This window comes from Pseudomonas sp. So3.2b, assembly GCF_019464415.1.
GTDB lineage: Bacteria > Pseudomonadota > Gammaproteobacteria > Pseudomonadales > Pseudomonadaceae > Aquipseudomonas > Aquipseudomonas shahriarae.
This window is the reverse complement of the sequence record NZ_CP080494.1, coordinates 3056627-3080397: the sequence shown is the minus strand read 5'-3', so window position 1 is coordinate 3080397 and position 23771 is coordinate 3056627. Positions and strand designations below refer to the sequence as shown.

20 protein-coding genes and 2 pseudogenes are annotated in these 23771 nt (G+C 61.0%); 12 read left to right on the top strand and 10 right to left on the bottom strand.

Annotated features, from left to right (window positions below):
- The first annotated feature begins 41 nt into the window (after positions 1 to 41).
- The gene (locus K1X80_RS13765; protein ID WP_186625929.1) at positions 42 to 1208 is read left to right on the top strand and encodes an MFS transporter; all 1167 of its coding nucleotides are present in this window, start codon (positions 42 to 44) and stop codon (positions 1206 to 1208) included.
- A gap of 51 nt (positions 1209 to 1259) precedes the next feature.
- Here K1X80_RS13765 and K1X80_RS13760 read toward each other — a convergent pair.
- Positions 1260 to 1748, bottom strand: a pseudogene (locus K1X80_RS13760) (AAA family ATPase); the annotation flags it as partial.
- 259 nt (positions 1749 to 2007) lie between these two features.
- On the bottom strand, positions 2008 to 2862 hold the full coding sequence (locus tag K1X80_RS13755; RefSeq protein WP_128593695.1) for an EamA family transporter: 855 nt from the start codon (positions 2860 to 2862) through the stop codon (positions 2008 to 2010).
- Between the two features lie 517 nt (positions 2863 to 3379).
- Between K1X80_RS13755 and K1X80_RS28185 the strand changes: the two genes are divergently transcribed.
- Positions 3380 to 3514 (top strand): helix-turn-helix domain-containing protein, encoded by a 135-nt coding sequence (locus tag K1X80_RS28185; RefSeq protein WP_225923873.1) that lies wholly within the window; start codon positions 3380 to 3382, stop codon positions 3512 to 3514.
- On the opposite strand, the gene K1X80_RS13745 is transcribed toward K1X80_RS28185, so the two are convergent.
- From K1X80_RS13745 to K1X80_RS13730, 5 genes and pseudogenes are all read right to left on the bottom strand, one after another.
- The gene (locus tag K1X80_RS13745) at positions 3511 to 4092 is read right to left on the bottom strand and encodes an HD family hydrolase (RefSeq protein ID WP_186625930.1); all 582 of its coding nucleotides are present in this window, start codon (positions 4090 to 4092) and stop codon (positions 3511 to 3513) included. The two genes, K1X80_RS28185 and K1X80_RS13745, sit on opposite strands and share 4 nt — an antisense overlap.
- A 107-nt stretch (positions 4093 to 4199) precedes the next feature.
- The gene (locus K1X80_RS13740) at positions 4200 to 4757 is read right to left on the bottom strand and encodes a helix-turn-helix transcriptional regulator (RefSeq protein WP_220172946.1); all 558 of its coding nucleotides are present in this window, start codon (positions 4755 to 4757) and stop codon (positions 4200 to 4202) included.
- Positions 4758 to 4913: 156 nt separating this feature from the next.
- Positions 4914 to 5639, bottom strand: a complete 726-nt coding sequence (locus tag K1X80_RS28540) for a methyl-accepting chemotaxis protein (protein ID WP_408980324.1) — start codon at positions 5637 to 5639, stop codon at positions 4914 to 4916.
- A 132-nt stretch (positions 5640 to 5771) separates the two neighbouring features.
- Positions 5772 to 6527: pseudogene (locus K1X80_RS28535) on the bottom strand (MCP four helix bundle domain-containing protein); the annotation flags it as partial.
- A 177-nt stretch (positions 6528 to 6704) separates the two neighbouring features.
- The gene (locus tag K1X80_RS13730) at positions 6705 to 7244 is read right to left on the bottom strand and encodes an adenylate kinase (RefSeq protein WP_128593670.1); all 540 of its coding nucleotides are present in this window, start codon (positions 7242 to 7244) and stop codon (positions 6705 to 6707) included.
- Positions 7245 to 7416: 172 nt separating this feature from the next.
- Between K1X80_RS13730 and K1X80_RS13725 the strand changes: the two genes are divergently transcribed.
- Entirely contained in the window at positions 7417 to 8397 is a 981-nt protein-coding gene (locus K1X80_RS13725) for an NAD-dependent epimerase/dehydratase family protein (RefSeq protein ID WP_169990097.1), read from the top strand.
- Here the strand turns inward: K1X80_RS13725 and K1X80_RS13720 are convergent.
- On the bottom strand, positions 8363 to 8752 hold the full coding sequence (locus K1X80_RS13720; RefSeq protein ID WP_120732971.1) for a MerR family transcriptional regulator: 390 nt from the start codon (positions 8750 to 8752) through the stop codon (positions 8363 to 8365). The genes K1X80_RS13725 and K1X80_RS13720 overlap by 35 nt on opposite strands.
- Positions 8753 to 9144: 392 nt before the next feature.
- On the opposite strand from K1X80_RS13720, the gene K1X80_RS13715 reads away from it, so the two are divergent.
- From K1X80_RS13715 to K1X80_RS13705, 3 genes are all read left to right on the top strand, one after another.
- Positions 9145 to 9540, top strand: coding sequence for a hypothetical protein (locus tag K1X80_RS13715; protein WP_220172944.1), 396 nt, complete (start codon positions 9145 to 9147; stop codon positions 9538 to 9540).
- A gap of 156 nt (positions 9541 to 9696) precedes the next feature.
- On the top strand, positions 9697 to 10323 hold the full coding sequence (locus tag K1X80_RS13710; protein WP_220172943.1) for a LysE family translocator: 627 nt from the start codon (positions 9697 to 9699) through the stop codon (positions 10321 to 10323).
- 161 nt (positions 10324 to 10484) lie between these two features.
- Entirely contained in the window at positions 10485 to 11447 is a 963-nt protein-coding gene (locus tag K1X80_RS13705; RefSeq protein ID WP_220172942.1) for an arsenic resistance protein, read from the top strand.
- Here K1X80_RS13705 and yddG read toward each other — a convergent pair.
- The gene (gene yddG, locus K1X80_RS13700; RefSeq protein WP_057438397.1) at positions 11444 to 12334 is read right to left on the bottom strand and encodes an aromatic amino acid DMT transporter YddG; all 891 of its coding nucleotides are present in this window, start codon (positions 12332 to 12334) and stop codon (positions 11444 to 11446) included. The two genes, K1X80_RS13705 and yddG, sit on opposite strands and share 4 nt — an antisense overlap.
- Before the next feature lie 865 nt (positions 12335 to 13199).
- Here yddG and mexE point away from each other — a divergent pair.
- Genes mexE through K1X80_RS13685 form a run of 3 tightly spaced genes read left to right on the top strand, consistent with a single transcriptional unit; the run spans position 13200 to position 19051 of the window.
- Complete coding sequence (gene mexE, locus K1X80_RS13695; protein ID WP_057959775.1) at positions 13200 to 14444, top strand: multidrug efflux RND transporter periplasmic adaptor subunit MexE; 1245 nt, start codon at positions 13200 to 13202, stop codon at positions 14442 to 14444.
- Positions 14445 to 14459: 15 nt separating this feature from the next.
- Complete coding sequence (locus K1X80_RS13690; protein WP_057440116.1) at positions 14460 to 17639, top strand: efflux RND transporter permease subunit; 3180 nt, start codon at positions 14460 to 14462, stop codon at positions 17637 to 17639.
- Positions 17636 to 19051: an efflux transporter outer membrane subunit gene (locus tag K1X80_RS13685; RefSeq protein WP_057959735.1), complete on the top strand. Its 1416-nt coding sequence runs from the start codon at positions 17636 to 17638 to the stop codon at positions 19049 to 19051. The genes K1X80_RS13690 and K1X80_RS13685 overlap by 4 nt, the downstream gene beginning before the upstream one ends.
- 151 nt (positions 19052 to 19202) lie before the next feature.
- On the opposite strand, the gene K1X80_RS13680 is transcribed toward K1X80_RS13685, so the two are convergent.
- Entirely contained in the window at positions 19203 to 20219 is a 1017-nt protein-coding gene (locus K1X80_RS13680; RefSeq protein ID WP_057440114.1) for an AraC family transcriptional regulator, read from the bottom strand.
- Between the two features lie 189 nt (positions 20220 to 20408).
- On the opposite strand from K1X80_RS13680, the gene efeU reads away from it, so the two are divergent.
- Genes efeU through efeB form a run of 3 tightly spaced genes read left to right on the top strand, consistent with a single transcriptional unit; the run spans position 20409 to position 23752 of the window.
- Positions 20409 to 21242 (top strand): iron uptake transporter permease EfeU, encoded by an 834-nt coding sequence (efeU, locus tag K1X80_RS13675; protein ID WP_057959736.1) that lies wholly within the window; start codon positions 20409 to 20411, stop codon positions 21240 to 21242.
- A gap of 9 nt (positions 21243 to 21251) precedes the next feature.
- Complete coding sequence (efeO, locus tag K1X80_RS13670) at positions 21252 to 22448, top strand: iron uptake system protein EfeO (protein ID WP_057959737.1); 1197 nt, start codon at positions 21252 to 21254, stop codon at positions 22446 to 22448.
- A 14-nt stretch (positions 22449 to 22462) separates the two neighbouring features.
- Positions 22463 to 23752, top strand: a complete 1290-nt coding sequence (gene efeB / locus K1X80_RS13665) for an iron uptake transporter deferrochelatase/peroxidase subunit (protein ID WP_220172941.1) — start codon at positions 22463 to 22465, stop codon at positions 23750 to 23752.
- The last annotated feature ends 19 nt before the right edge of the window (positions 23753 to 23771 follow it).

Below are 23771 nucleotides of genomic sequence, written 5' to 3'. Positions count from 1 at the left end.
GGCTGGATCGTAGCATTGGCGGCATAGATAAGGAGCCTTTCATGCGTATCAATCCACCCCTCGTTGCACTCGCCATGGGTGCCTTTGGCATTGGCGTTACCGAGTTCGCCCCCATGGGCATGTTGCCGAGCATCGCGGCGGACCTCGGCGTTTCGATTCCTGCTGCGGGCCTGTTGGTGAGCGCTTACGCCCTGGGCGTACTGCTCGGCGCGCCACTGATGACCCTGACCACCGGCAGGATTCCCCGGCGCTACCTGCTGATAGGGCTTATGGCGATTTTCACCCTGGGCAATCTGATGTCAGCCCTGGCGACCGATTACTACAGCCTCATGGTCGCCAGGGTGGTGACCTCACTGAACCACGGCGCGTTTTTTGGCGTGGGCTCCATCGTCGCCGCCAGCGTGGTCGCCCCAGAGAAACGCGCCGGCGCGGTGGCGGCAATGTTTATGGGCCTCACCCTGGCGACCATCGGCGGTGTGCCGCTGGCTGCCTGGTTTGGCGAACTGTTCGGTTGGCGCACCGCGTTCTGGGGCATTACCGGCCTCGGCGTGGTGGCCATGGCCGCATTGTGGTTCGCCCTGCCCAACCTGAAGGCGCCGCCAAGCGTCGGAGTAATGGCCGAAATTCGCGTACTGGGCCGTGGCCCGGTGCTGGGTGCGTTGGCCCTCACCGTCGTCGGCTCGGGTGCCATGTTTACCGTCTTCACCTACATCGCGCCGATCCTCAGCAGCGAGACCCACGCGTCCACCGCCTACATCACCGCGATGCTGGTGCTGTTCGGCGTGGGGCTCACACTGGGCAACATGTGGGGTGGCAAGGCTGCCGACCGCTCGATAGATCGTACCCTGATCGTATCGTTGAGCGTGCTGATTGCCGTCTTGCTGGCGTTCACCGTACTGATGCGCTGGCCGTTGCCAGCTGCCGTGGCCATCCTGATATGGGGCATCGCCAGCTTCGCCCTGGTACCGCCGCTGCAGATGCGCGTGATGGAAGCCGCCAAGGACGCCCCCAACCTGGCCTCGGCGGTGAACATTGGCGCCTTCAACTTCGGCAACGCGATTGGTGCGGCACTGGGCGGCGCGGTGATCAACGCCGGGTTGGGTTATCCGGCGATTTCCCTGGCTGGAGCGGCAATGGCGGGGCTGGGGTTGTTGATGGTGCTGGGGTTTGCCTGGCGGTCGAGGGCGGTGGCGGCAGCGGTGGTGTGAGGAGGATGTGAGCCATCCCCGGAGGATGCCGTCCCTAGGCGCCGCTACCCGTCAAAGACGGTGGATTTTAATCTGGAGTCCTTCATCCTCGTCCGGGGCCCGAAAGTAGCTAGTGATCAGATCGAACTCAGCATCTGTCGCCGCAAACTCATGGTCGGCGCGGCGGTTGCGGATATGCAACCTGCCTCGACAGGTCTCATCGTCCACCTCAAGGTAGTGGACACAATGGGCAACCCCGGCTGAGTCAGCGAGGCCGCGCAACCATTGTCGATCTTCAGGGGTGTTGGCGGGAAAATCCAAGACCACCGTCACGCCAGTATTCAGCACATCGACGACGAGCGGGCCCACCACCTCTCTAATCTGGCGCGACAGGCGCACGTAATCGGTTACTGACTTGATCTGATTAGGGTAAAGCCGTGACAGCCAATGATCCTCACTCAGCAGAATCGCCGACTGTTCGGCTGCCAAACTTTTGGCCAGCGTTGATTTGCCGGATGCAATCTTGCCTGAGATCAGATGAAGCACGGGTTTGGGCATAGGGGACGTCTCCTTGTCGAACCCTGATGATGCTCATACAAAAGCGTCGAAGCAACCACAGATACCTCACTTCGGGTCGAATCGGCTAGTCGCCAGCATCGGCCAGAGTGCCGTATTCGGTGCGGCGAAGATGCACTGCGCTTATCTCTTGGCCATCCGTTACAGGTCGGCAAATACAGGATGCCGTCGACGGGCTGAACCACACACTGTCGGTCATGTGAACGTGTGTTGGATATACGCTTACTTTTTTTGATCGCACACATCAGGTTTTCAGGTGCAGCACAAATGCACCGCCCAGTACCAGAACAACGCCCAGCACCTGCACCTTTCCCAGTCGCTCCTTGAAAAACACATAACCCAAAATTGCCGCAATACCGCCCGACAATGTGCTGATTACTGTCACCACCGAAACTGATCCCGACACCGCTCCATAAGCGAACGCCGAAAAACCACCTAGGTTCATCAGGCTCACACCCGTTAGCGCCATGCAGTTTTTTAAGGGCGGAAATTTCAACCCTTCCTTGATCTTCAAAACCATAACGAACATTACAATCAGCCCGACCAGATAGGCCAGCCAAAGCATGGTCACTGGTCCAAGGACGGGGAGAACGAAATGCCCCTGCAACCAAAAACTGGTGCCGAAGAACACTGCCGCCAGTAACGCAAAGGAAATTGAACTACTGGCCTGCGTAGTGTGTGGCACTTTCGAGTCAGAGTGAATGCTGGAGAGAATTACTCCGAGCACGCACAAGGCGATGCACAGCAACTGGATTAGACTGATCTGCTCACCGCCAGCCCATGACAGCAATGTCGTAACCACACCGTAGGACGTCACCAGCGGCGCAACGATAGAAGCTTTGCCAAGTGCGAACGCTTTGGACAGGGCCAAGGCGCCGAACACAGTCAAAACGGCAGCGGCGATGCCGATGAGCCAAATATCGAATGGTGCTGCCATGGATTTAAGAATGAAGGTCGGGAACACGATCAGCAGCATGCTCATGATGGCAAAACCCATCGTCTGACCGAAAAACACGGCGCGTTTGACGCCGACTGCGCGAGCGTTTAGGCCCACTAAAAAATCTGTACCGCCCCAGAGTAAGGCAGCCAGTAACCCCATCAGTACATCCACGTTTTGTCCTTATAGATGCTCGCTTTGCACATCGAGAGTCCTTCAGACTCCTAAGTGTTCCAGCATTGGGCCCTCATGGCCTTGTAGAGTATGCCGATGGTCATCGGGATATTGTCGCCTCGACCCTTGGCCCTACTTTTGAGCAACAGATCATAGCCTTCAGGTTGTAAGTAGCGATAGGCGTCGTAGCCCCCCAAAAAATCGAATGCAAACATTTCTACCAATCCTTTCATCAAATACCTCGCCTCGGCCCCGTCGGAGACCACTTCGAAGATCGAGGCTTTGTTGTTCTCTACACCGCTTCAACCACTTTGTGACATGGCCACCTGCAACGCATCACTGAACCTGGTGGGATGCTTGATATTTGGCGTTGTTAGCGGTGTGCGCCCAATGGCGATGACCGTCACCTGTCGGCTTTCGGGATTTAGGAATTGCTGGCGCAAAGATGCGTGGGGTTTACAGAGGCCGCAAGAAAAAACCGTCCAACAATCTGGTGGTAAGCTGAATTGACCGCGCCTGCGCTGGAGATAGTAAATCTAAACTAGCGCGTAACTTTGAAATCAGTCGCCAGACACTTTATCGGTACTTGAGATCTACTCAGGGGACTCCTCAGTCACATCCCGAATCGGCACCCACTTAGTGATTTTTAGAATTCGCCAGTATGTGTTCTTTGGTCTCCTGGTCGATGATAGTGCGCAGCACCTCAAACAACGGCGCGGCATCTGTGTATTTTTTGCCATAGGCAAGATTGAATTCGTAATCGAAGCCCGTTGGGTTCTTGCCTTGGTTGTGCTGCAGCATCGTTTCCAACTTATCCAGCGCCTTGACGGCTACGGCCTCTGGCGACGAAGCATTTTCATAGTCATCCCAAAGCGCCAGTATCTCGGCCTTCAACGGTTCATCCAGGGCACTGGTCAAGAGCAGGAGATCGTTTCTCTCTTGCTCGCTCTTGTTGGGAAACGAATCTTGATTGACGGCGGGAACATCTCCGTTAATGGCCTCCCCCAAGTCGTGGATAACACACATCTTGAGCATTTTCAGCCGATCAAGATCAGTCAGGTAGTCCCCAAAGACAATGGCCATCAGGCAAAGGCGCCAGCTATGCTCCGCCGTGCTTTCGGTGCGCCCGCAAGAGGTGTGCGCGCTTCTAAGCACGTCCTTGAGCTTTTCCGCCTCGCGTAGAAATTCGAGGCGCCCTTTGATTTTTTCGATGTCCATGAAAACCTCTGACTCAGTCGGCGAACCGAATACCGCTCACCTTGTTCACGCCAGACTAAATCTCAAGATATTCAGCGTCCACGCATAAAATATGCAGGGCGATGCCGTCAGAGCGACTCGACCAAGCGCGCTGTTGTTCCGTCGCACAGAGGCATACGCGTCCAACGACACAGGCTTTGGCTGATCGGAACGATAGACGAATTATTGTGGCCCGTCAGAAACTCCAGCGCGGGTGGCGCAAAGGCTTCCCGCCAGCCCAATTTATCCAGGGCGAGCTCGTTGCTGATGATATTGGGCGTAGCGAAGCGCCATAGCGAGCGACCCAGCAGTTCACTGACCGGACTCGTGAACTGGGCGGCGCGCGAAGGAGAACAAGCAAGCAGACGGTGCGTCAAATCACACATGAGATGAACAGGACGCGAGCTTTCCCGCACCATTCGTCCCAGCGCTTGATCCGCCGCGGTGGTGAGACGAGCGGCCAGCAATTGCTCAAGTTTTTTGTGCGCGAGAGGATCCAACTCGAGTACGCCACTCTCCCAGCGAGAGATAGTCGATTGAGTGACGTTAAACAGCTCCGCGGCATGGGATTGTTTGACCCGGTGTAACAGGCGCCATCGCCTGAGCATAACGCCGGGTAAGACAGGGCTTAACAACATGTCAGACATTTGGTATTACGGAAAAGTGGAAGTCTCGCAAGTTTGCTCTGTGCGAGCCCTGCATGCAAATGGGCTAAAGAGTGATTGTTTCACCTCGAAAACAGCCGCTCTGCAGCCCTCTCCTGGCGTATGACACCAATCCCCGACCCAGAGCGTCTCAGCCCATCAAAGCCGAAACCGCCCCACCGACTGCGCCAATTGCCCCGCCAGCGCCGACAACTCATCCGTAGTCCCGGCCGTCTGGCCAATCACCCGTGTATTGCCTTCCGACATCCCGGCAATCATCTCGACCTGATGCGCGATCTCATTACTTGCCAGGCTCTGCTCACCAATCGTGCGGGTAATGTCGTTAACCAGCTGCGTAGTATTCAACGTCGCGTCAAGAATCTCACGGATCGCCCGCTCCACATCGGCCGTGACGGCCATGCCTTTATCCACCTGGGCCACCCCCTCTTCCATGCTGGTGACAGCCTCGCGGGTGCTGTGCTGGATGCGCGTGACCATGCTGGCGATTTCCTGGGTGGAGGCGCTGGTGCGCCCTGCCAGGCTGCGCACTTCGTCAGCCACCACGGCAAAGCCGCGCCCCTGTTCGCCGGCGCGGGCGGCTTCAATGGCGGCATTGAGGGCCAGCAGGTTGGTCTGGTCGGCGATGCCCTTGATTACCTGGATAATGCTGTAGATGCCTTCGGACTCCTTGTCCAGGGTGCGGATCACCTGGGCCGAGTGTTGCGCCGAGCGAGCGATGGCGTCCATGTCGCTGACGACTTGGTGAATAACTTGCCCACCGTTTTTGGCCAGGGTTTGCGCCTGGTTGGCCATTTCCAGGGCGTGCTCGGCATGCCGGGTGATTTCTTCGATGCTGGCAGTCATTTGGCTGGTGGCGGCCGACATGGTCCCCGCCGCAGAACTCTGCTGCTGACTGCTGGCAGCCACTTCATGGCATCCGTTGCTCAGTTGTTGGCTCATGCGCGTAACGCCCTGGGCATTGCTGCGCACCACATCGATCATGCCGCGCAGGTCATGTTGCATAACAGCCAGGCTGCGAATCAGCATGCTTGCCTCATCGCGGCTGACGGGTTCGGGAATCGCTTCGCTGAGGTTGCCATGGGCAATGCTCTCGGCAATCTGCCGCGCCAGTTGCAGCGGCCGCATGATGCTGCGGGTGACCCAGTAGTCCTGGGCAACCAGCAATAGCAGGCACAGCACCAGCACCACCGCGAGGGTGAAATTGGCGCTGTGCACGGTTTGACGGGTCTGCTCGCCAGTGGCTTTGGAGTTGTTTTCGATCAGTTCACTGAGGCTGGCCATCCGGCCTTCCAACTGGGTGAAGGCGTCGCTGAAGGTGCCCAGCTCTTGTTGGGCTTCCACGGGATCGTTCAGGGCCACGCCGACAATCCGCTCACCCGAGGCGATGTAATTATCGAGACTGGGCTTGATATCGCTCAGTGCGGTCTTGAGGCTGGGGGTGAGCGCGAGCGCTAGGTTATCGTCCAGCACCTTGCGAAAATGCGCCGCATGCTCAGTGATGGCCGCCAGCACTTCATCCCGGCTGCTCACGCTTTTGCCCAGCCCCACCAGCATCGCCGACAGCACATCGGCGCGCAGCGCGTCGTGCATCATGTCGGCCTCCAGATGATTGCTCAGGGCGGTCATGCTGACCTCGCTGTCAATCATCGCCGCCTCCATCCGCGCATTCCCCAGGTAGTTCACCAGGCTGATGACCAGCACGGTGAGCACACTGGTGCCGATCAGCAAAAACAGACGAAGTTTTATCGACATCCCTAAGCCCTCTGCGGTTATGGCCTAAAACAAGGTATTGATAGCTGTCGTTTAAAACCCATCGACGCGTTCGTTACCACTGATTTAAGCCTACTTGCAGGTTTTCGCCTTGGTGATGGCGGTTAGGTGTCCTCTGTGACGCCTGACGTCGCCGCCGACTCCTGTGCTGGACGGGATTTATCGGTATAGCAACGTCGCCTGCATGGCGTGCGCAACCATTTGCTCAGCAGTGTGTTCCCCGTCAATGCGCAAGACCGGCACCGTCTGCCTGGAAATCCACGCTTCATGCCGCGCTCGGTTGCGCCCGGAACAGCGCGGATCGTCATACTGGGAGGCCCATTCGCGAAAGGCGACATGTATCTCGTGCATATCGCCCCCAGGGGCAATGCGCTCGCCAAAGAGGCGCTTTTCACGCAGATCCAACCGCTGAAGGCGCACAGGTGTTGGCGTTATCACGAACACGATCAGGTCCACATGCACCATAAGCGCTTCGCCCCAGCCATCAGAAGAGCCGGTCAGCACCCAGCCTTGGTCACCGAGCGCTTGCTTGATCAAACACACACGCTCATTGGGTGGCCGCTTGGTGGTGAACGGTGGGTGGGTGGGCAGCCAGTAAAAGTCATCCACATCCACATGGATCAAGCCCAGCGACGCAGCCAGGGCTTGCCCCAACGTCGTGACGCCTGCGCACGAAGCGCCAGTAATGTAGATGCGCACTGTTCTCTCCATGAATATAAGTCGGCGTTGGATTCTACAAGAAATCCAGGGGCGAACCCGTTCACTCGAAATTGCGGTTTTTGCTGACGGCAGCGCTTGACTCTGTCCCTTGGGACAAGCCCTACCCTGCCTTATCTATTTCAGTTTCCGCCGTCAGCGGATAAGGCAACCCATGAGTACGCTATCGTTGGTCACCGGTGCGAATGGGCATCTGGGCAACACCCTGGTGCGGACGCTGCTCGCCCGCGGGCAACAGGTGCGCGCCGGGGTCCGTGACCCGGAGCGAAGCACCGCCCTGGCAGGGCTCGACTGCCAGTTAGTGCGCGCCGAGCTGCAAGATCCGCAATCCTTGCGCCAGGCCCTGCAAGGGGTGGGTGTGCTGTACCACGTGGCGGCGGTGTTCAAGCACTGGGCGAAGGATCCACAGACCGAGATCGTCGAGGTCAATGTGCAAGGCTCACGCAATGTCCTGCGTGCCGCCGCCGAGGCCGGGGTTCGGCGGGTGGTGTATGTCAGTTCCGTGGCAGCCGTCGGGCACAACGGTCAGTTTTTGGATGAAACCAGCTGGAACGCTGATCAGCAAAACCCCTACTACCGCTCAAAAATCCTCTCTGAACGCGCGGCCTGGGAAACCGCCCGGGCCTATGACCTGCCCCTGGTCAGCGTGTTGCCCTCGGCAATCATCGGCCCGCATACCACGCGGCTTACCGACACCATGGGGTTTCTGGCAGCCGTACTGGCGCGCAAGTTGGTACTGGACCCGAATTTTCATTTCAACTTTGTCGATGTGCGCGACGTGGCCGATGGGCTGATCCGCGCGGCGGAAAACGGCAGGCCCGGCCAGCGCTACCTACTGGCCAACCGGCAGGCCTCATCACTGGCGCAGGTGATCGAAGCCCTCAACGCCCTTAGCCCAGGCTACCCATTGCCGCGCCGCGCCCCCAAACCCCTGCTATTGCTGATCGCCTGGCTGAAAGAGCAGCAGGCACGCTACACCGGCCGGCCAGCTGACTTGCTGCTCAGCCAGGTGCAAATGTTCTATGGCGTGCGTCAGGTTTACTGCATCGACAAGGCGGTCAACGAACTGGGCTACCAGCCGCGCTCGCCGCATGACGCCCTCACCCAGGCATTTGCGCATTTGTTGGCACGCTGAGGCTGGGGGCGAATTGCTGGTTGATCTGTTGTTGCAACTGCGTCAGCTGCTGCTGCCGATCCTGCAAGGCCAGGATCTGCGCCTGCAACTCCAAGCGCTTGACCTCGATGCCCTGATTGGCCAGTGCCAGGGGGAACGGTGCCTGGTGTTGCTTGGCAGCCAGCAACTCACTCAATTCAGCCAGTTTGAACCCCACCGCCTGGGCGCGGCGAATCATCTGCACCAACCTCAGGTGATGGGCGGTGTACAACCGATAACTGCCACGGCGCTGCGGCGTCAGCAGGCCCAGTTGTTCATACAAACGGATGGCTTTGGGCGTGCATCCCGTCAGCTTGGCCAGTTCACCAATGTACATATACCGTCTTCTCCCTGATGCGACGTCGGACCGCAGTTTACTGGGTTGGGCTTCCAGTGGGTAATACCGGCTTTGGGGGAAACGGCCGAACATCACCACCCCCCACCAAGATGCGGTGAATGTTCAAATGCACCCAATTATTGCGCGGAGGCTTTTCGTGTCGTCGCCATCCACTCCTTCAGCCCCTCACGCCGAAAGCCTGGCCGGGACGTCAATCAGATGATTTCGTACAGGCTAAGAGTGTGGGGGAAGTCGCCCTTGAGGCCCCCTCCCCGTTAAACACCCCGTATTGCTTGATGCCTCTCTGACCGGAACCCAAATGGCTGAATCACTCACTGAGTTGAGCGATCAGGCAACCCCCTGATCCCCTCAACAAGACTTAGGAATCCAGCATGATCAACAGCACTCCATATCAGCCATCAGCGGCCCTCTCAGCCAATGCTCAACCACAGATTGAAGAGCTGCACATGCCCCCCGAGCCAGGCATGCCGAATAGGCAAACTGTGCGCGTCAGCGTAGCCAATGAACACGTATTCCCGACGGCCGAAAGCTTTCATAAACTGGCCGATTCACTGGGTATTGAAAACGTCAGCGTGTCAATCGGCGCACCTCACTTCGCTGACTATGTAACCCCACCGAAAAATGTGTGGCCCGTCAGCATTCATTTCAGGCCAGACCTGCCCGACGAAAAGTTCAGCCCTGTGCAATTGGAGAAAGTGAACCGGTTTGATCAGCAGATTGACGCAGAACTGCAGCGAAACAAAATCGTAGATCTGGGGCCGCAGTGATGTCGCGGCGTCGAGAGGGTTGAACCATATTCGTGGCGACTACGCCATGCCCTGAGAAGGCGCTAGTTCCAACAAACCTGTGGCAGCAGGCTTGATCTTGGAGGCCCCGCGGGAGCACGATGGCCTCCCTACCCCCTCGACGAAAGGACTGTCGTTATGTTCCCCCTGGAAATCTGGCTGACCTATACCGCCGCCTGCCTGTTGCTGGTGCTCTCCCCCGGGCCGGACAATCTGCTGGCCATCGCCAGGGGCCTGAGCCAGGGGCGTATGGCAGCCGCCATTTCGGGGACCGCGTCGGGTACCGGGATTCTGTTTCACGTGGCCACCGCATCGCTGGGCTTGACCCTGCTGATGCAGACATCCGCCGTGGCCTTCTGGGTGGTCAAAGTCATCGGCGCCAGCTACCTGTTGTGGCTGGGCATCAAGGTCTTGCGTTCGCGCAGCCTGATCAACTTCAAACCGGCGGCGCGGCAACCGCTCAAAAACATCTTCCTCACCGGCTTCCTGTCGGCGGCGCTGAACCCTAAGCCTGGGCTGTTTGTGCTCGCGTTCATTCCGCAGTTCGTCAACCCGTCATTGGGTTCGGTCACCGTGCAAATGATGGTCTATGGCGCCTGGTTCGCCGCATTGACCGCCCTGGGCTTTGCGCTCATGGGGATCTTTGCGACGCGCCTGTCGACATGGCTGCAGCGCAAGCCAAAAGTGGTCAATGGCCTGAATGTGGGCGCCGGACTGACCTTCGTCGCGTCCGGGCTTTCGGTAGCGGCACTCAGTCAAAAATAGACCGGACCAAAGACTGGATGGCCTGCCTGTGCGCCAGACATTGCAGCGCGCGCTGGGCTTACACGGGGGCGATCCGGCGGGCGGACATGGCGGCCGCGCGCGGGGCTGTGGTTTCGATTACCCTGCACGGCGCAAACAGCCCCCCGTGACAAGGACACCCCGTGACCCGAGAACAACTTGAGCACAACCAGATCCCCGTCTACCTCGTCGCCGTGATCGGCGCGGTGCTCGGCGGTCTGCTCGCCCCACAGGCCGCACCGGCTCTTGGCGCCCTGGTAACCCCGACGATTGCCGTGCTGATGTACGCCATGTTCCTGCAGATCCCGTTTCTGCAGTTGCGCCAGGGGCTCGCCAATAAACGCTTTATGGCGGCACTGCTGATTGCCAACTTTGTGTTGATCCCCCTGCTGGTCTGGGGCCTGACCCGTGGCTTGAGCGAGCGTCCGGCGCTGCTGATCGGCGCGTTGCTGGTGCTGCTCACGCCGTGCATCGACTACGTAGTGGTGTTTACCCATATCGGCAAAGGCGATGCGCGGCTGACGCTGGCCGCCACCCCCGTCTTGCTGTTGCTGCAGTTGGCGCTGCTGCCGCTGTACCTGGCGTTGCTGCCGGGCGTAGAGGCGGCGGTGGCAATCCCCATCGGCCCATTTGTCGAGGCGTTTTTGCTGCTGATCGTGGTGCCATTGCTGCTGGCGGTACTGACCAGCGCCGGGGCCCGGCGCTCGCGCCTGGTCGAACGCTGGAACGACGCCTGGGCGTGGATGCCGGTGCCGGCCATGGCGGCAGTGCTGATCGTGGTGATAGGTTCGCAGATCGCGCTTGTCGCGCAGGAGCTCGAACAGTTGCTGCCGGTGGTGCCGGTCTACTTAGGCTTTATGCTGCTGGCGCCAATGGTCGGGGCGCTCACGGCCTGGGTCTTTCGTCTGCCGGCAAGCACCGCGCGTTCGGTGACGTTCAGCAGTGCAACCCGCAACTCACTGGTGGTCCTGCCGCTGGCGCTGGCACTGCCGGCAGATATCCGCGCCCTGGCCGCCGCTGCCGTTATCACCCAGACCTTGATCGAACTGGTGTGTGAGCTGATCTATATCCGCGTGATCCCGGCCCTGGTCTGGCGCAGCCGCTAGGATTGCGCGCGTGTCGCGTGCCAGCACACCAGTGAACCGGCGGTCACCAGCACCGCCCCCTGCCAGAACTGCGGGGTGAGGTGGGCACCCAGCCACAGCGCGGCGAAGGCCGAGGACAGTACCGGCGCGCCATAGGACGCGGTCGCCAGCAACGTCAGGTTGCCACGCAGGATGCCGATATTCCACAGTGCATAGCCGCCCGCCATGGCCACACCGGTGGCCAGCAACTCCAGGCTGTTGCCCAGGCTGAAGGCCGGCAGCACCTCGGCACTGAAGGCGTATTTCACCCACAGTACGGCGGCGGTGAGGATGAAAAACAGCACCACCAGGTTTTGCCCGCCGGCATAGCGCCGCGTGACGTTGCAATACAAGGCGAAAGTGATCGCGCAGCCCAGGGCCAGGCTGTAACTCAGGGGGTTGGATTGCACATTGGCGACGATGGTTGCGAGCGCCAGGCCATCGCCACTGACCACCCACAGAATGCCAAACAGCGCCAGCGCCGAGCCTGGCACGATGATCCAGCGCGCCCTTTGGCCATTCATGACGATTGCCAGCAGCACTGTCAGGCACGGCCAGAGGTAGTTCACCACACCCAGCTCAATCGCCTGATTGCGGTTGCTGGCAAACCCCAGAGCCAGGGACAGGCAGACCTCGTAGGCCACGAACAAGCCACTGCCCATGATCAGATAAGGCCAGGACGTGGCACGCAGACGCGGCCGCCCCAACCAGGCCAGCAGCAGGATGGCGCCCAAGGTGTAGATCAACGCCGCACCGCCCAGTGGCCCGAACAGCTCACTGACACTGCGGATCAACCCGGCGGCGGTGCTCCATAAAATGATCGCGACCAAACCACACACCGTCGCGGCCCGTTCAACCCTGATCTGCATGGATGCCTCTCTGTGAATGTCCCCAACCGCAGCGCCTGCGGCACAAAGGCCGCAACGGTACACGCTTGGGCTATTGCTTGTCTCCTTGTGGGAACCACAACAAAGGAATCTCATTGAGGGCAGAAATTCTGGCCACGCCACACCTCAAATGTGGGAGCCGGCTTGCCTGCGATGGCGGTGGATCAGTCGACACATCCCTACTTGACCTACCGCCATCGCGGGCAAGCCCGCTCCCACAGGGGGAACTCAGCGAACAGAAGATTGTGGCCACATCACAAGTCAAATGTGGGAGCTGGCTTGCCTGCGATGGCGGTGGGTCAGTCGACACATCCTTACTTGACCTACCGCCATCGCTGGCAAGCCCGCTCCCACAGGGGGAACTCAGCGAACAGAAAATTGTGGCCACACCACAAGTCAAATGTGGGAGCTGGCTTGCCTGCGATGGCGGTGGGTCAGTCGACACATCCTTACTTGACCTACCGCCATCGCGGGCAAGCCCGCTCCCACAGGGGGAACTCAGCGAACAGAAAATTGTGGCCACACCACACCTCAAATGTGGGAGCTGGCTTGCCTGCGATAGCGGTAGGTCAGTCGACACATCCCTACTTGCCCCTCCGCTATCGCGGACAAGCCCGCCCACAGGGTGATCTCTTTAGGGCAGGATTTCTTGGTTGGTTGCAGTTCGCACAACGGTGTCTTGTCATCAATGGGATTGATAGCCCCCTAACGAAACCCCCATCCTAGAGGGCTTGGCCGGCCCTTATATCATTCCGAATGATAGTTACCTTTGTTTCATTCGATTCGTGAGCGAGCACGCTGCCGAGCATGATCCGCCCATCTCAAATACATTTGGCGGATGCACCTCATGGAACAGTCACTCAAACATTTGCGCTATCCCCTGGCCCTTTTGGCCGTGCTGGTGATGAGCGCATGCGGCAAGGCCCCCGAGCAAGCGGCCGCCATGCCCGCCAGCAAAGTCAGCGTTGCCAAGGTCCTGGAACAACCGGTCAATGAATGGGACGAGTTCACCGGCCGCCTGGAAGCCCCGGAAACCGTACAGATCCGCCCACGCGTGTCGGGTCAGATCGACCAGGTCGCCTTTACTGAAGGCGCACTGGTGAAAAAAGGCGACCTGCTGTTCCAGATCGACCCGCGTCCGTTCCAGGCTGAAGTCCGCCGTCTGGAAGCCCAGCTTCAACAAACCAAAGCCGCCGCATCGCGCAGTGACAACGAGGCCCAGCGTGGCGAGCGCTTGCGCCAGAGCAATGCGATTTCCGCCGAACTGGCCGACTCGCGCACCACCGCCGCCCAGGAAGCCCGCGCCGCGGTGGCGGGGATCCAGGCGCAACTTGACCTGGCCCGCCTGAACCTCAGTTTCACCCGCGTCACCTCGCCCATCAGTGGCCGTGTCAGCCGCGCCGCAATCACCGCCGGCAACCTGGTGACCGCCGATGTCACCGAGCTGACCAGCGTGGTCTCCACCGACAAGGTCTACGCCTACTTCGACGCCGATGAGCGCGTGTACCTCAAGTACACCGAACTGGCGCGCCAGGGCCGTCGCGGCGCCACCACCCCGGTGTACCTGGGCCTGTCCAATGAAGACGGCAACCCGCACCTGGGCCAGATGAACTTTGTCGATAACCAGGTCAACCCGGCCACCGGTACCATCCGCGGCCGCGCGGTGTTCGATAACAGTGACGGGCGTTTCACCCCCGGCCTGTATGCGCGCCTCAAGTTGGTCGGCAGCGGCACCTACTCTGCCGTGCTGATCACCGACGAAGCCGTGGGCACCGACCTGGGCAAGAAGTTTGTGCTAGTGATGGACGCCGACAACAAGTCCGCCTACCGCGCCGTGGAACTGGGGCCGAAGATCGAAGGCTTGCGCATCGTGCGCAGCGGCCTGAGCAAGGACGACACCATTATCGTCAAAGGCCTGCAGCGGGTACGTCCGGGTTCGCCGGTTGCCCCAGAAACCATCCCGATGGCCAGCCAGGCAACCCTCGCCGCCCTGGCCCAACAACGACAAGCGCTTGAAGCCAGCAACCTGGAGCAAGTGGCGCCGGATAAAGCCGCGCCCAAGCTCGCCAGTGTCGCGATTCCACGCGGTTAAGGGACTACACACCAGATGAATTTTTCCAAGTTCTTCATATCGCGGCCGATCTTCGCAGCGGTGCTATCGCTGCTGATTCTGATCGCCGGCGCGATCTCGCTGTTCCAACTGCCGATCAGCGAATACCCGGAAGTGGTACCGCCAACCGTGGTGGTGCGCGCCAACTTCCCCGGCGCCAACCCCAAGGTCATCGGCGAAACCGTGGCCTCGCCGCTGGAACAGGCGATCACCGGCGTCGAGAACATGCTCTACATGTCCTCGCAGTCGACCGCCGACGGCAAGCTCACCCTGACCATCACCTTTGCCCTGGGCACCGACCTGGATAACGCGCAGGTACAGGTGCAAAACCGTGTGACGCGCACTCAGCCCAAACTGCCTGAGGAAGTGACGCGCATCGGGATTACCGTGGACAAGGCCTCCCCCGACCTGACCATGGTCGTGCACTTGACCTCCCCGGACCAGCGCTACGACATGCTCTACCTGTCCAACTACGCGATCCTCAATATCAAGGATGAATTGGCGCGCCTGGGCGGCGTGGGTGATGTGCAGTTGTTCGGCATGGGCGATTACTCCCTGCGGGTGTGGCTGGACCCGAACAAGACCGCCTCGCGCAACCTGACTGCCACCGATGTGGTGACCGCGATCCGCGAACAGAACCGCCAGGTGGCCGCCGGTGCCCTGGGCGCGCAGCCTGCGCCCAACGACACCAGCTTCCAATTGTCGGTCAATACCCAAGGCCGCCTGGTCACCGAGGAAGAGTTCGAAAACATCGTGATTCGCGCCGGCGACAACGGTGAAATCACGCGCCTCAAGGACATCGCTCGTGTTGAGCTGGGCTCCAGCCAATATGCCCTGCGCTCGCTGATCGACAATCAGCCGGCGGTGGCGATTCCGATCTTCCAGCGCCCGGGCTCCAATGCCATCGACATCTCCAATGATGTGCGCAGCAAAATGGCCGAGCTGAAAAAGAGCTTCCCCGAAGGCATGGACTACCGCATCGCCTACGACCCGACCGTGTTTGTGCGCGGCTCGATCGAGGCGGTGGTGCACACCTTGTTCGAGGCGTTGATCCTGGTGGTGCTGGTGGTGATCCTGTTCCTGCAGACCTGGCGTGCGTCGATCATCCCCCTGGTCGCGGTGCCGGTGTCGTTGATCGGCACCTTTGCGGTAATGCACCTGTTCGGCTTCTCCCTCAATGCGCTGTCGCTGTTCGGCCTGGTGCTGGCCATCGGCATCGTGGTGGACGACGCCATCGTGGTGGTGGAGAACGTCGAACGTAACATCGAGCTGGGCCTGGAGCCCTTCCCGGCCACCGAAAAAGCCATGAGCGAAGTGACCGGGCCGATCATTGCCACGGCGCTGGTGCTGTGTGCGGTGTTTATTCCGGCCGCCTTTATCAGTGGCTTGACCGGGCAGTTCTACAAGCAGTTTGCCCTGACCATCGCCATCTCCACCGTGATTTCGGCATTCAACTCCCTGACCCTGTCGCCGGCCCTGGCAGCGGTCTTGCTGCGCAGCCATGACGCGCCGAAAGACCGGTTCTCCAAGTTCCTCGACAAGCTCTTCGGTGGTTGGCTGTTCCGCCCGTTCAACCGTTTCTTCGAAAAGGCCAGCCATGGCTATGTAGGCACCGTGCGCCGAGTGATTCGCGGCACCGGTATCGCGCTGTTCGTGTATGGCGGCCTGATGGTGCTGACCTTCTTCGGCTTTGCCCACACACCGACCGGTTTCGTACCGGCCCAGGACAAGCAATACCTGGTGGCCTTCGCCCAGTTGCCGGACGCCGCCAGCCTGGACCGCACCGAAAACGTGATCAAGCGCATGTCCGACATCGCCTTGAAACAGCCCGGCGTGGAAAGCGCCATCGCCTTCCCGGGCCTGTCGATCAATGGGTTCACCAACAGCCCGAACAGCGGCATCGTGTTCGTGACGTTGAAACCGTTCGGCGAGCGTAAAGACCCAAGCATGTCCGCCGGGGCGATTGCCGGGGCGCTGAACGGCAAGTACGCCGATATCCAGGAAGCCTACATGGCGATCTTCCCACCGCCGCCGGTACAGGGCCTGGGCACTATCGGCGGGTTCCGCCTGCAGGTCGAAGACCGTGGCAACCTGGGCTACGAGGAACTGTACAAAGAAGTACAGAACGTCATCGCCAAGAGCCACAACGTGCCGGAACTGTTTGGCCTGTTCACCAGCTACACGGTCAACGTGCCCCAGGTCGATGCTGCTATCGACCGGGAAAAAGCCAAGACCCACGGCGTGGCGATCAGCGACATCTTCGACACCCTGCAGATCTACCTGGGCTCGTTGTATGCCAACGACTTCAACCGCTTTGGCCGGACCTATCAGGTCAACGTGCAGGCTGAACAGCAGTTCCGCCTGGACCAGGATCAGATCGGCCAATTGAAAGTGCGCAACAACAAGGGCGAGATGATCCCGCTGGCGACCTTTATCAAGGTCAGCGACACCTCGGGGCCGGACCGCGTGATGCACTACAACGGCTTTATCACCGCCGAGATCAACGGCAACGCTGCACCCGGCTACAGCTCGGGCCAGGCAGAGGCAGCGATCGAAAAACTGCTCAAAGAGGAACTGCCCAACGGCATGACCTACGAGTGGACCGACCTGACGTACCAGCAAATCCTCTCGGGCAACACCGCGCTGTTCGTGTTCCCGCTCTGCGTACTGCTGGCGTTTCTGGTACTGGCCGCCCAGTACGAAAGCTGGAGCCTGCCACTGGCGGTGATCCTGATCGTACCGATGACCCTGCTGTCGGCTATTACCGGGGTGATTCTGTCCGGTGGCGACAACAACATCTTTACCCAGATCGGCTTGATCGTACTGGTGGGATTGGCCTGTAAGAACGCGATTCTGATCGTCGAGTTCGCCAAGGATAAACAGGAAGAAGGCCTCGACCCGCTGGCTGCGGTGCTGGAAGCCTGCCGCCTGCGTCTGCGGCCGATCCTGATGACCTCGTTCGCCTTCATCATGGGCGTGGTGCCCCTGGTGTTCTCCAGCGGTGCCGGTGCCGAGATGCGTCATGCCATGGGCGTGGCGGTGTTCTCCGGGATGATCGGGGTGACCTTCTTCGGCCTGTTGCTGACGCCGGTGTTCTACGTGTTGATCCGCCGTTATGTGGAGCGCAGCGAAGCACGCAAAGCGGCCAAGGCCTTGCAGCTGGAGACACAGCAATGAGTGTGAAAGTGTTCCTGCCGAGCCTGCTGGTACTGGCGCTCGCCGCCTGTGCCGTCGGCCCGGACTATAAAGCCCAGCAGCTGGAGGCGGCCAATATCACGGCCGCCACCGATGCCAAGCAGTACGACCACGCCAAGTTCGAAGGCATCTGGTGGCAGCAGTTCGAGGACCCGATCCTCAACCAGTTGGTGACCCAATCGTTGAGCGGCAACCGAGACCTGCGGGTAGCGTTTGCCCGCCTGCGAGCTGCCCGGGCGATTCGCGATGACGCCAGCAATGACGCGATGCCGACCATCACCAGCCGTGCCAGCAGCGATTTGGCCAAGGGCCAGATCCCAGGCCAGACCACCCGCCGGGTCAATAGCGAACGCTATGACCTGGGCCTGGACATGGCTTGGGAACTGGACCTGTTTGGCCGCATCCAGCGCAACCTCGAAGCCAGTGACGCTGACCAGCAGGCTGCCGAAGCCGACCTCTATCAACTGCAGGTCAGCATGATTGCCGAACTGGTGGACGCCTACGGCCAACTGCGCGGGGCGCAACTGCGGGAAAAAATCGCCCTGGCCAACCTGAAGAACCAGCAGGATTCGCGCACCATCACCGAAAGCCTGCGCGATGCCGGCGTCGGCGACCAACTGGACGTGGTGCGTGCCGATGCGCGCCTGGCAGCGGTCGAAGCCAGCGTGCCGCAATTGCAGGCCGAGCAGGTGCGCGAGCGCAATCGCATCGCCACCCTCCTCGGCCAGCGCCCGGACAAACTCAGCGTGGACCTGAGCCCGGCCAACCTGCCGGCGATTGCCAAGGCCTTGCCGATTGGTGACCCGGGGCAGTTGCTGCAACGGCGCCCGGACATTCTCAGTGCCGAACGCAAACTGGCGGCCGCCACCGCGCGAATCGGCGTGGCCAAGGCCGACCTGTTTCCACGGGTCAGCCTCAGTGGTTTCCTCGGGTTTACCGCTGGCCGTGGCTCGCAGATCGGCTCATCCGCCGCCAATGCCTGGGCCCTGGGCCCGAGCATCACCTGGGCCGCCTTTGACCTGGGCAGCGTACGCGCCCGCTTGCGCGGTGCGGATGCCGAAGCCGATGGCGCCCTGGCCACCTACGAGCAGCAAGTGCTGCTGGCGTTGGAAGAGTCAGAGAACGCCTTCAGCGACTACGGCAAGCGGCAGCAGCGCCTGGTGTCGCTGATCCGCCAGAGCGAATCGAGCCGTGCCGCGGCCGACCTGGCGCAGATTCGCTACCGCGAAGGCACCGCCGACTTCCTCGTGCTGCTCGACGCCCAGCGTGAACGCCTGGCGGCCGAAGACGCCCAGGCCCTGGCCGAAGTGGACCTGTATCGCGGCATCGTGGCGATCTACAAGGCGTTGGGTGGCGGCTGGCAGCCGGAGACGGTGGTCGCCAGCGCAAAATGATTTAAAGAGCTCCTTTGGTTGGTCGCATCCAACCAATTTTTGCCCCGTGGTCCATTCGGTCACGGGGCTTTTTTTGCCTGCGTGAAACCGGTCAAACCCTGTGCTTAAAGACGGTCACAAAGATCAAAGGTGGGAGCTGCGCTGATCTGACTCAGCTGGATTCCGTGAGGATCAAGCTGCGGTAATGCCCGGGATTGGAGCCCGACCATTTACGAAAGGCCTTGTAGAACGAGCTCACATCGGCAAAACCCAGGCGGCTGGCGATCTCGGCGAAGCTGATATCGGCCTCGGCCAGCCACACCACTGCCAGCTCCTTGCGCACGCTGTCCTTGAGCCCCTGGTACGTCTGCCCTTCTTCGGCCAAGCGCCGACGCAGCGTCGAGGCAGACATGCACAACTCATGGGCCAGACTGTCGGTTTCCGGCCACTGTTGGGCCGGGCGCTGGCGCAGGTCGTGTTTGATGCGCATCGCCAGGCTGTCCGGGTCGCGGTATTTGACCAGGATGTTGGCGGGCGCCTGGGCCAGGAAGCGCTTGAGTTCCTCGGGGCTGCGCTTGACCGGCAGGTCGAGGCAGTCTGCCGAAAAGATCATGCGGGTACGGGTGCGATCAAAACGCAGGTTGTCGGAAAACATCACCTGGTAATCATCACAAAATGCCGGCTGCGCACTGCGCAATTCGATGGCCAGGATCGGGATGCGTCGGCCGGCCAGCCAGCAGGCGACGCCGTGGACGATCATCCAGTAGCAAAAGTAGGTAAACGCGCGCCGTGGTTCCGGCTCAGGTTCCAGCAGCACGATTTCCGCCAGGCTTTGCTGACGCACCAACTGCGCGGGAAGGTGCTCAAGCATCAACGACAGGAAGCCCAGACCGGTTTCCAGGGCCTCGCCCAGGGTGGGCTGGGCCATGGAGGCACGACACAAAAACCCCAGGCTGCCCGACTTCAACTTGCGCGGGTCCATGCCAAAGAACTCATCATCCCGGCGCCGCGCCAGCAAGCGCCAGAGCCGCGCGTACGCCAGCGCCGGAACCCGGGCGGCGGGCTGCTCCAGCAACGCGGGGTCGATCCCGACCTTGCTCAGGGCCTCCCACGTCGCCGCACCGGGGGCGCAACTCTGCAACAGGGCTTCACGAACCAGGTGGATGGAGATTGTGTCTTTTTCCGACATGGGCCAGGGCTCAATCTTGTAGGTCGGCCATTGTAGGAGCGTGTTGGCTTGTAAGGAACACATACCCCACGCAGCAACGACATAGAGGGCTGTTCAGGCCGCGTTCAGAAAACGTCAAGATCCTCTGTTTAGCAATGAGTATCATTATGTTACAACTTAGCACCCTAACTAATTACGTTGCGGTGCCCGATGCTCGTCCCCTTTCTCATCATGCTGCGCGAAGGCATTGAAGCCGCATTGATCGTTGGCATCATCGCCAGCTACCTGCAACAGACCGGCCGTGGCCAATGGATGCCAGCGGTATGGATCGGCGTATTTCTCGCCGCCGCTCTGGCCCTGTTGGTCGGCGGTGGCCTGGAGCTGGTCAGCGCCGAGTTCCCGCAAAAACAGCAAGAGCTGTTCGAAGGCATTGTCGGCCTGGTCGCCGTGGGGATTCTCAGCTCCATGGTGTTCTGGATGCGCAAGGTCGCACGCTCGATCAAGCACTCCCTGCACCAGTCCCTGGATCATGCGTTGGCCGGCTCGCGCAACCAGGTGCTTGCCCTGATCGCCATGGTGTTTTTCGCCGTGGCCCGTGAAGGCCTGGAGACGGTGTTCTTCTTGCTGGCGGTGTTCCAACAGAGCGAAGGCCCCGCCGCGCCCATCGGCGCCCTGCTCGGCCTGGTGCTGGCGGCCATCGTCGGGTTCCTGATCTACAGCGGCAGCATGCGCCTGAACCTCGGTGCGTTCTTTCGCTGGACCGGGCTGTTCATCCTGGTGGTGGCCGCCGGGATCCTTGCCAACTCGGTGCAGGCCCTGCATGAAGCCGGGGTGTGGAACCACCTGCAAGGCGTGCTGTTCGATTTCAGCGCAACCCTGCCGATGGATGGCCCGCTGGGTTCGGTGCTGGCCGGCATGTTCGGCTACCAGGACGCACCGACCGTCAGCACCCTGGGCGCCTACCTGATTTACCTGGTACTGGCGCTGGCGATGTTCTTTATGCCCGCCGCGCCAGCCACCTCTTCTTCCGTCTCCAGCCAGTAAGGTCGTCCCTTGCCAAACCCAGCCCCTGCCTCACCACCCCGCGCGTTGCGTTGGGCGGTCGCCGGTTCGGTGATCGTGATGATCGCCGCCGGCGGCCTGTTCTACTACGCCGCGCAATTGGCCGCCGCCAAGCGCCAGGTCAATCACAACGAAATCGCCGTGATCATCCACGCCCACGCCTGCGAACCCAACGCCCTGACCGTACCGGCGGGCCGTGCGAGTTTTCGCATCATCAACCGTTCGGATCGCGCGGTGGAGTGGGAAATCCTTGACGGCGTGCTGGTGGTCGAAGAGCGCGAAAACATTGCGCCGGGCTTGAGCCAGGTGATCAACGCCAACCTGCTGCCGGGCGACTACGCCATCACCTGTGGCCTGTTGAGCAACCCACGCGGCACCCTGCGTGTAACCCCGACGGCCGAGTCTGACGCCCAGGCCAAAGCCAAGCCCTCGATGGTGGCCTTTATCGGCCCGCTGTCGGAGTTTCGCGTGTACCTGAGCAGCCAGGGTGGCGCTTTGATCAAGGCCGTCAGCGCCCTTGAACAAGCGATTGCCGCCGGCGACCTGGCCCAGGCCCAGGCCCTGTACCTGCCGGCTCGCGAGGCTTACCAACGACTGGCCCCGGCGGCCCAGCGCCTGGCCGAGCTGGACAACGCGATCAATGCCCGCGCCGATTACTTCGAGAGCCGTGAACAAGACCCGGCCTTCAGCGGCTTCCATCGCCTGGAGTACGGCCTGTTCGAGCAGCACACTCTCGGCGACCTGACACCGATTGCCCAGCGCCTGCTGGCCGATGTCACCACCCTCAAGCAACAGTTGTTGGCGCAGTCGCTGCCGCCCGAGCAACTGGTAAGCATCCTGGTGCGCAACCTCAACAGCCTGGCCGACGTGCGCGCCGCCAGTGGCGAAGAGGAGCGCTACAGCCACCTCGACCTCAACGGTTTTGCCGCCAACCTGAAGGTGACGCGCAAGGTGGTGGACCTGATGCGGCCGCTGTTGACCAAGTCCGCCGCCGACCTGCTGCCGGGAATTGATAGCGCGATCAACGCCTTCGCCGCGCAACTCGACGACTTGCAGGTCGATGGCCATTACCGCAGCTACAACCGCGTTACCGCCGCTCAGCGCCAGCTGATCGCCGACAAGGCCAAGGCTCTGGCCGCCGCACTCGATGGAATCGACCCAGCCCTTGGCCTCTCCGGCCTTAAGTGAAGACGACCAAACACATGAGTGATTCACCACAGTTCAACGCCCAACGCCGCCGTGTGTTGCTCGGGATGGCCGCCACCGGCGCCGCGATTGCCGGCAGCAGCCTCAGTTGCCCGGCAATGGCAGCCGGCGCAGCCCAGGTCACCACCGCGCCCAGCAGCGAAAAAACCCAGGACCACCAGGCCTTCCACGGCAAGCACCAGAGCGGCATCGTCACCCCGCGCCCGGCCTGCGGCATGCTGGTAGCGTTCGACGTCCTGGCCAGCGACCGCGAAGACCTGGAGCGGCTGTTTCGCACCCTCAACCAGCGCATCCGTTTTTTGATGACCGGCGGCAGCGTGCCGCAAGTCGACCCGAAACTGCCGCCCAGCGATTCCGGGATCCTCGGCCCGGTGGTCAGCCCGGATAACCTGACCATCACCGTATCGGTGGGTGAATCGCTGTTCGACGAGCGTTTCGGCCTGGCCGCCGCCAAACCCAAGCGCCTGATCCGCATGGTCGGCTTCCCCAACGACGCCCTGGAACCGGCGCAGTGCCACGGTGACTTGAGCCTGCAGTTCAGCTCCAACACCCCCGACACCAATATCCACGCCCTGCGCGATATCGTGAAAAACCTGCCGGACCTGCTGCTGGTGCGCTGGAAACAGGAAGGCAGCGTACCGCCCCAGGCCCCTGCCCGTGCCGGGCAACCGGCGCAGAGCGCACGCAACTTCCTGGGCTTTCGCGATGGCTCGGCCAACCCCGACTCCAACGACACCACAGCCATGGACCAACTGGTCTGGGTCCAGCCCGGCAGTGACGAGCCCGCGTGGGCCGCCCATGGCAGCTACCAGGCGGTGCGGATCATCCGCAATTTCGTCGAACGCTGGGACCGCACGCCCTTGCAGGAGCAGGAAAGCATCATCGGCCGGATCAAGACCAGCGGCGCGCCCATGGACGGTCACAGCGAAGCCCAGGTGCCCGACTACAGCAAGGATCCGGCCGGCAAACTGACCAAGCTCGATGCCCATATCCGCCTGGCCAACCCGCGCACGGCCGCGACCCAGGCCAACCTGATCCTGCGTCGGCCGTTCAACTACTCCAACGGCGTCAACAAGAACGGCCAACTGGACATGGGCCTGTTGTTTATCTGCTATCAGGCGGACCTGGAGAAAGGCTTTATCAGCGTACAAACCCGGCTCAATGGCGAGCCCCTGGAGGAATACCTCAAGCCAGTGGGCGGCGGGTATTTCTTCACCTTGCCGGGCGCCACCGGGCCGCAGGATTTCATCGGCCGAACCTTGCTGCACAGCACTGCCAAGACCTAACCCTCCACAGCGGAAACCG

Bases quoted from the DNA above. Each gene is read 5' to 3' on its own strand.
- K1X80_RS13755 (WP_128593695.1), bottom strand. From the start codon at position 2,862: ATGGGGTTACTGGCTGCCTTACTCTGGGGCGGTACAGATTTTTTAGTG.
- K1X80_RS13690 (WP_057440116.1), top strand. From the start codon at position 14,460: ATGAATTTTTCCAAGTTCTTCATATCGCGGCCGATCTTCGCAGCGGTG.
- K1X80_RS13680 (WP_057440114.1), bottom strand. From the start codon at position 20,219: ATGTCGGAAAAAGACACAATCTCCATCCACCTGGTTCGTGAAGCCCTG.
- K1X80_RS13725 (WP_169990097.1), top strand. From the start codon at position 7,417: ATGAGTACGCTATCGTTGGTCACCGGTGCGAATGGGCATCTGGGCAAC.
- K1X80_RS13740 (WP_220172946.1), bottom strand. From the start codon at position 4,757: ATGTCTGACATGTTGTTAAGCCCTGTCTTACCCGGCGTTATGCTCAGG.
- K1X80_RS28540 (WP_408980324.1), bottom strand. From the start codon at position 5,639: ATGTCGGCCGCCACCAGCCAAATGACTGCCAGCATCGAAGAAATCACC.
- K1X80_RS13765 (WP_186625929.1), top strand. From the start codon at position 42: ATGCGTATCAATCCACCCCTCGTTGCACTCGCCATGGGTGCCTTTGGC.
- K1X80_RS13685 (WP_057959735.1), top strand. From the start codon at position 17,636: ATGAGTGTGAAAGTGTTCCTGCCGAGCCTGCTGGTACTGGCGCTCGCC.
- K1X80_RS13710 (WP_220172943.1), top strand. From the start codon at position 9,697: ATGTTCCCCCTGGAAATCTGGCTGACCTATACCGCCGCCTGCCTGTTG.
- efeU (WP_057959736.1), top strand. From the start codon at position 20,409: ATGCTCGTCCCCTTTCTCATCATGCTGCGCGAAGGCATTGAAGCCGCA.
- yddG (WP_057438397.1), bottom strand. From the start codon at position 12,334: ATGCAGATCAGGGTTGAACGGGCCGCGACGGTGTGTGGTTTGGTCGCG.
- K1X80_RS13715 (WP_220172944.1), top strand. From the start codon at position 9,145: ATGATCAACAGCACTCCATATCAGCCATCAGCGGCCCTCTCAGCCAAT.
- K1X80_RS13745 (WP_186625930.1), bottom strand. From the start codon at position 4,092: ATGGACATCGAAAAAATCAAAGGGCGCCTCGAATTTCTACGCGAGGCG.
- K1X80_RS13720 (WP_120732971.1), bottom strand. From the start codon at position 8,752: ATGTACATTGGTGAACTGGCCAAGCTGACGGGATGCACGCCCAAAGCC.
- mexE (WP_057959775.1), top strand. From the start codon at position 13,200: ATGGAACAGTCACTCAAACATTTGCGCTATCCCCTGGCCCTTTTGGCC.
- efeB (WP_220172941.1), top strand. From the start codon at position 22,463: ATGAGTGATTCACCACAGTTCAACGCCCAACGCCGCCGTGTGTTGCTC.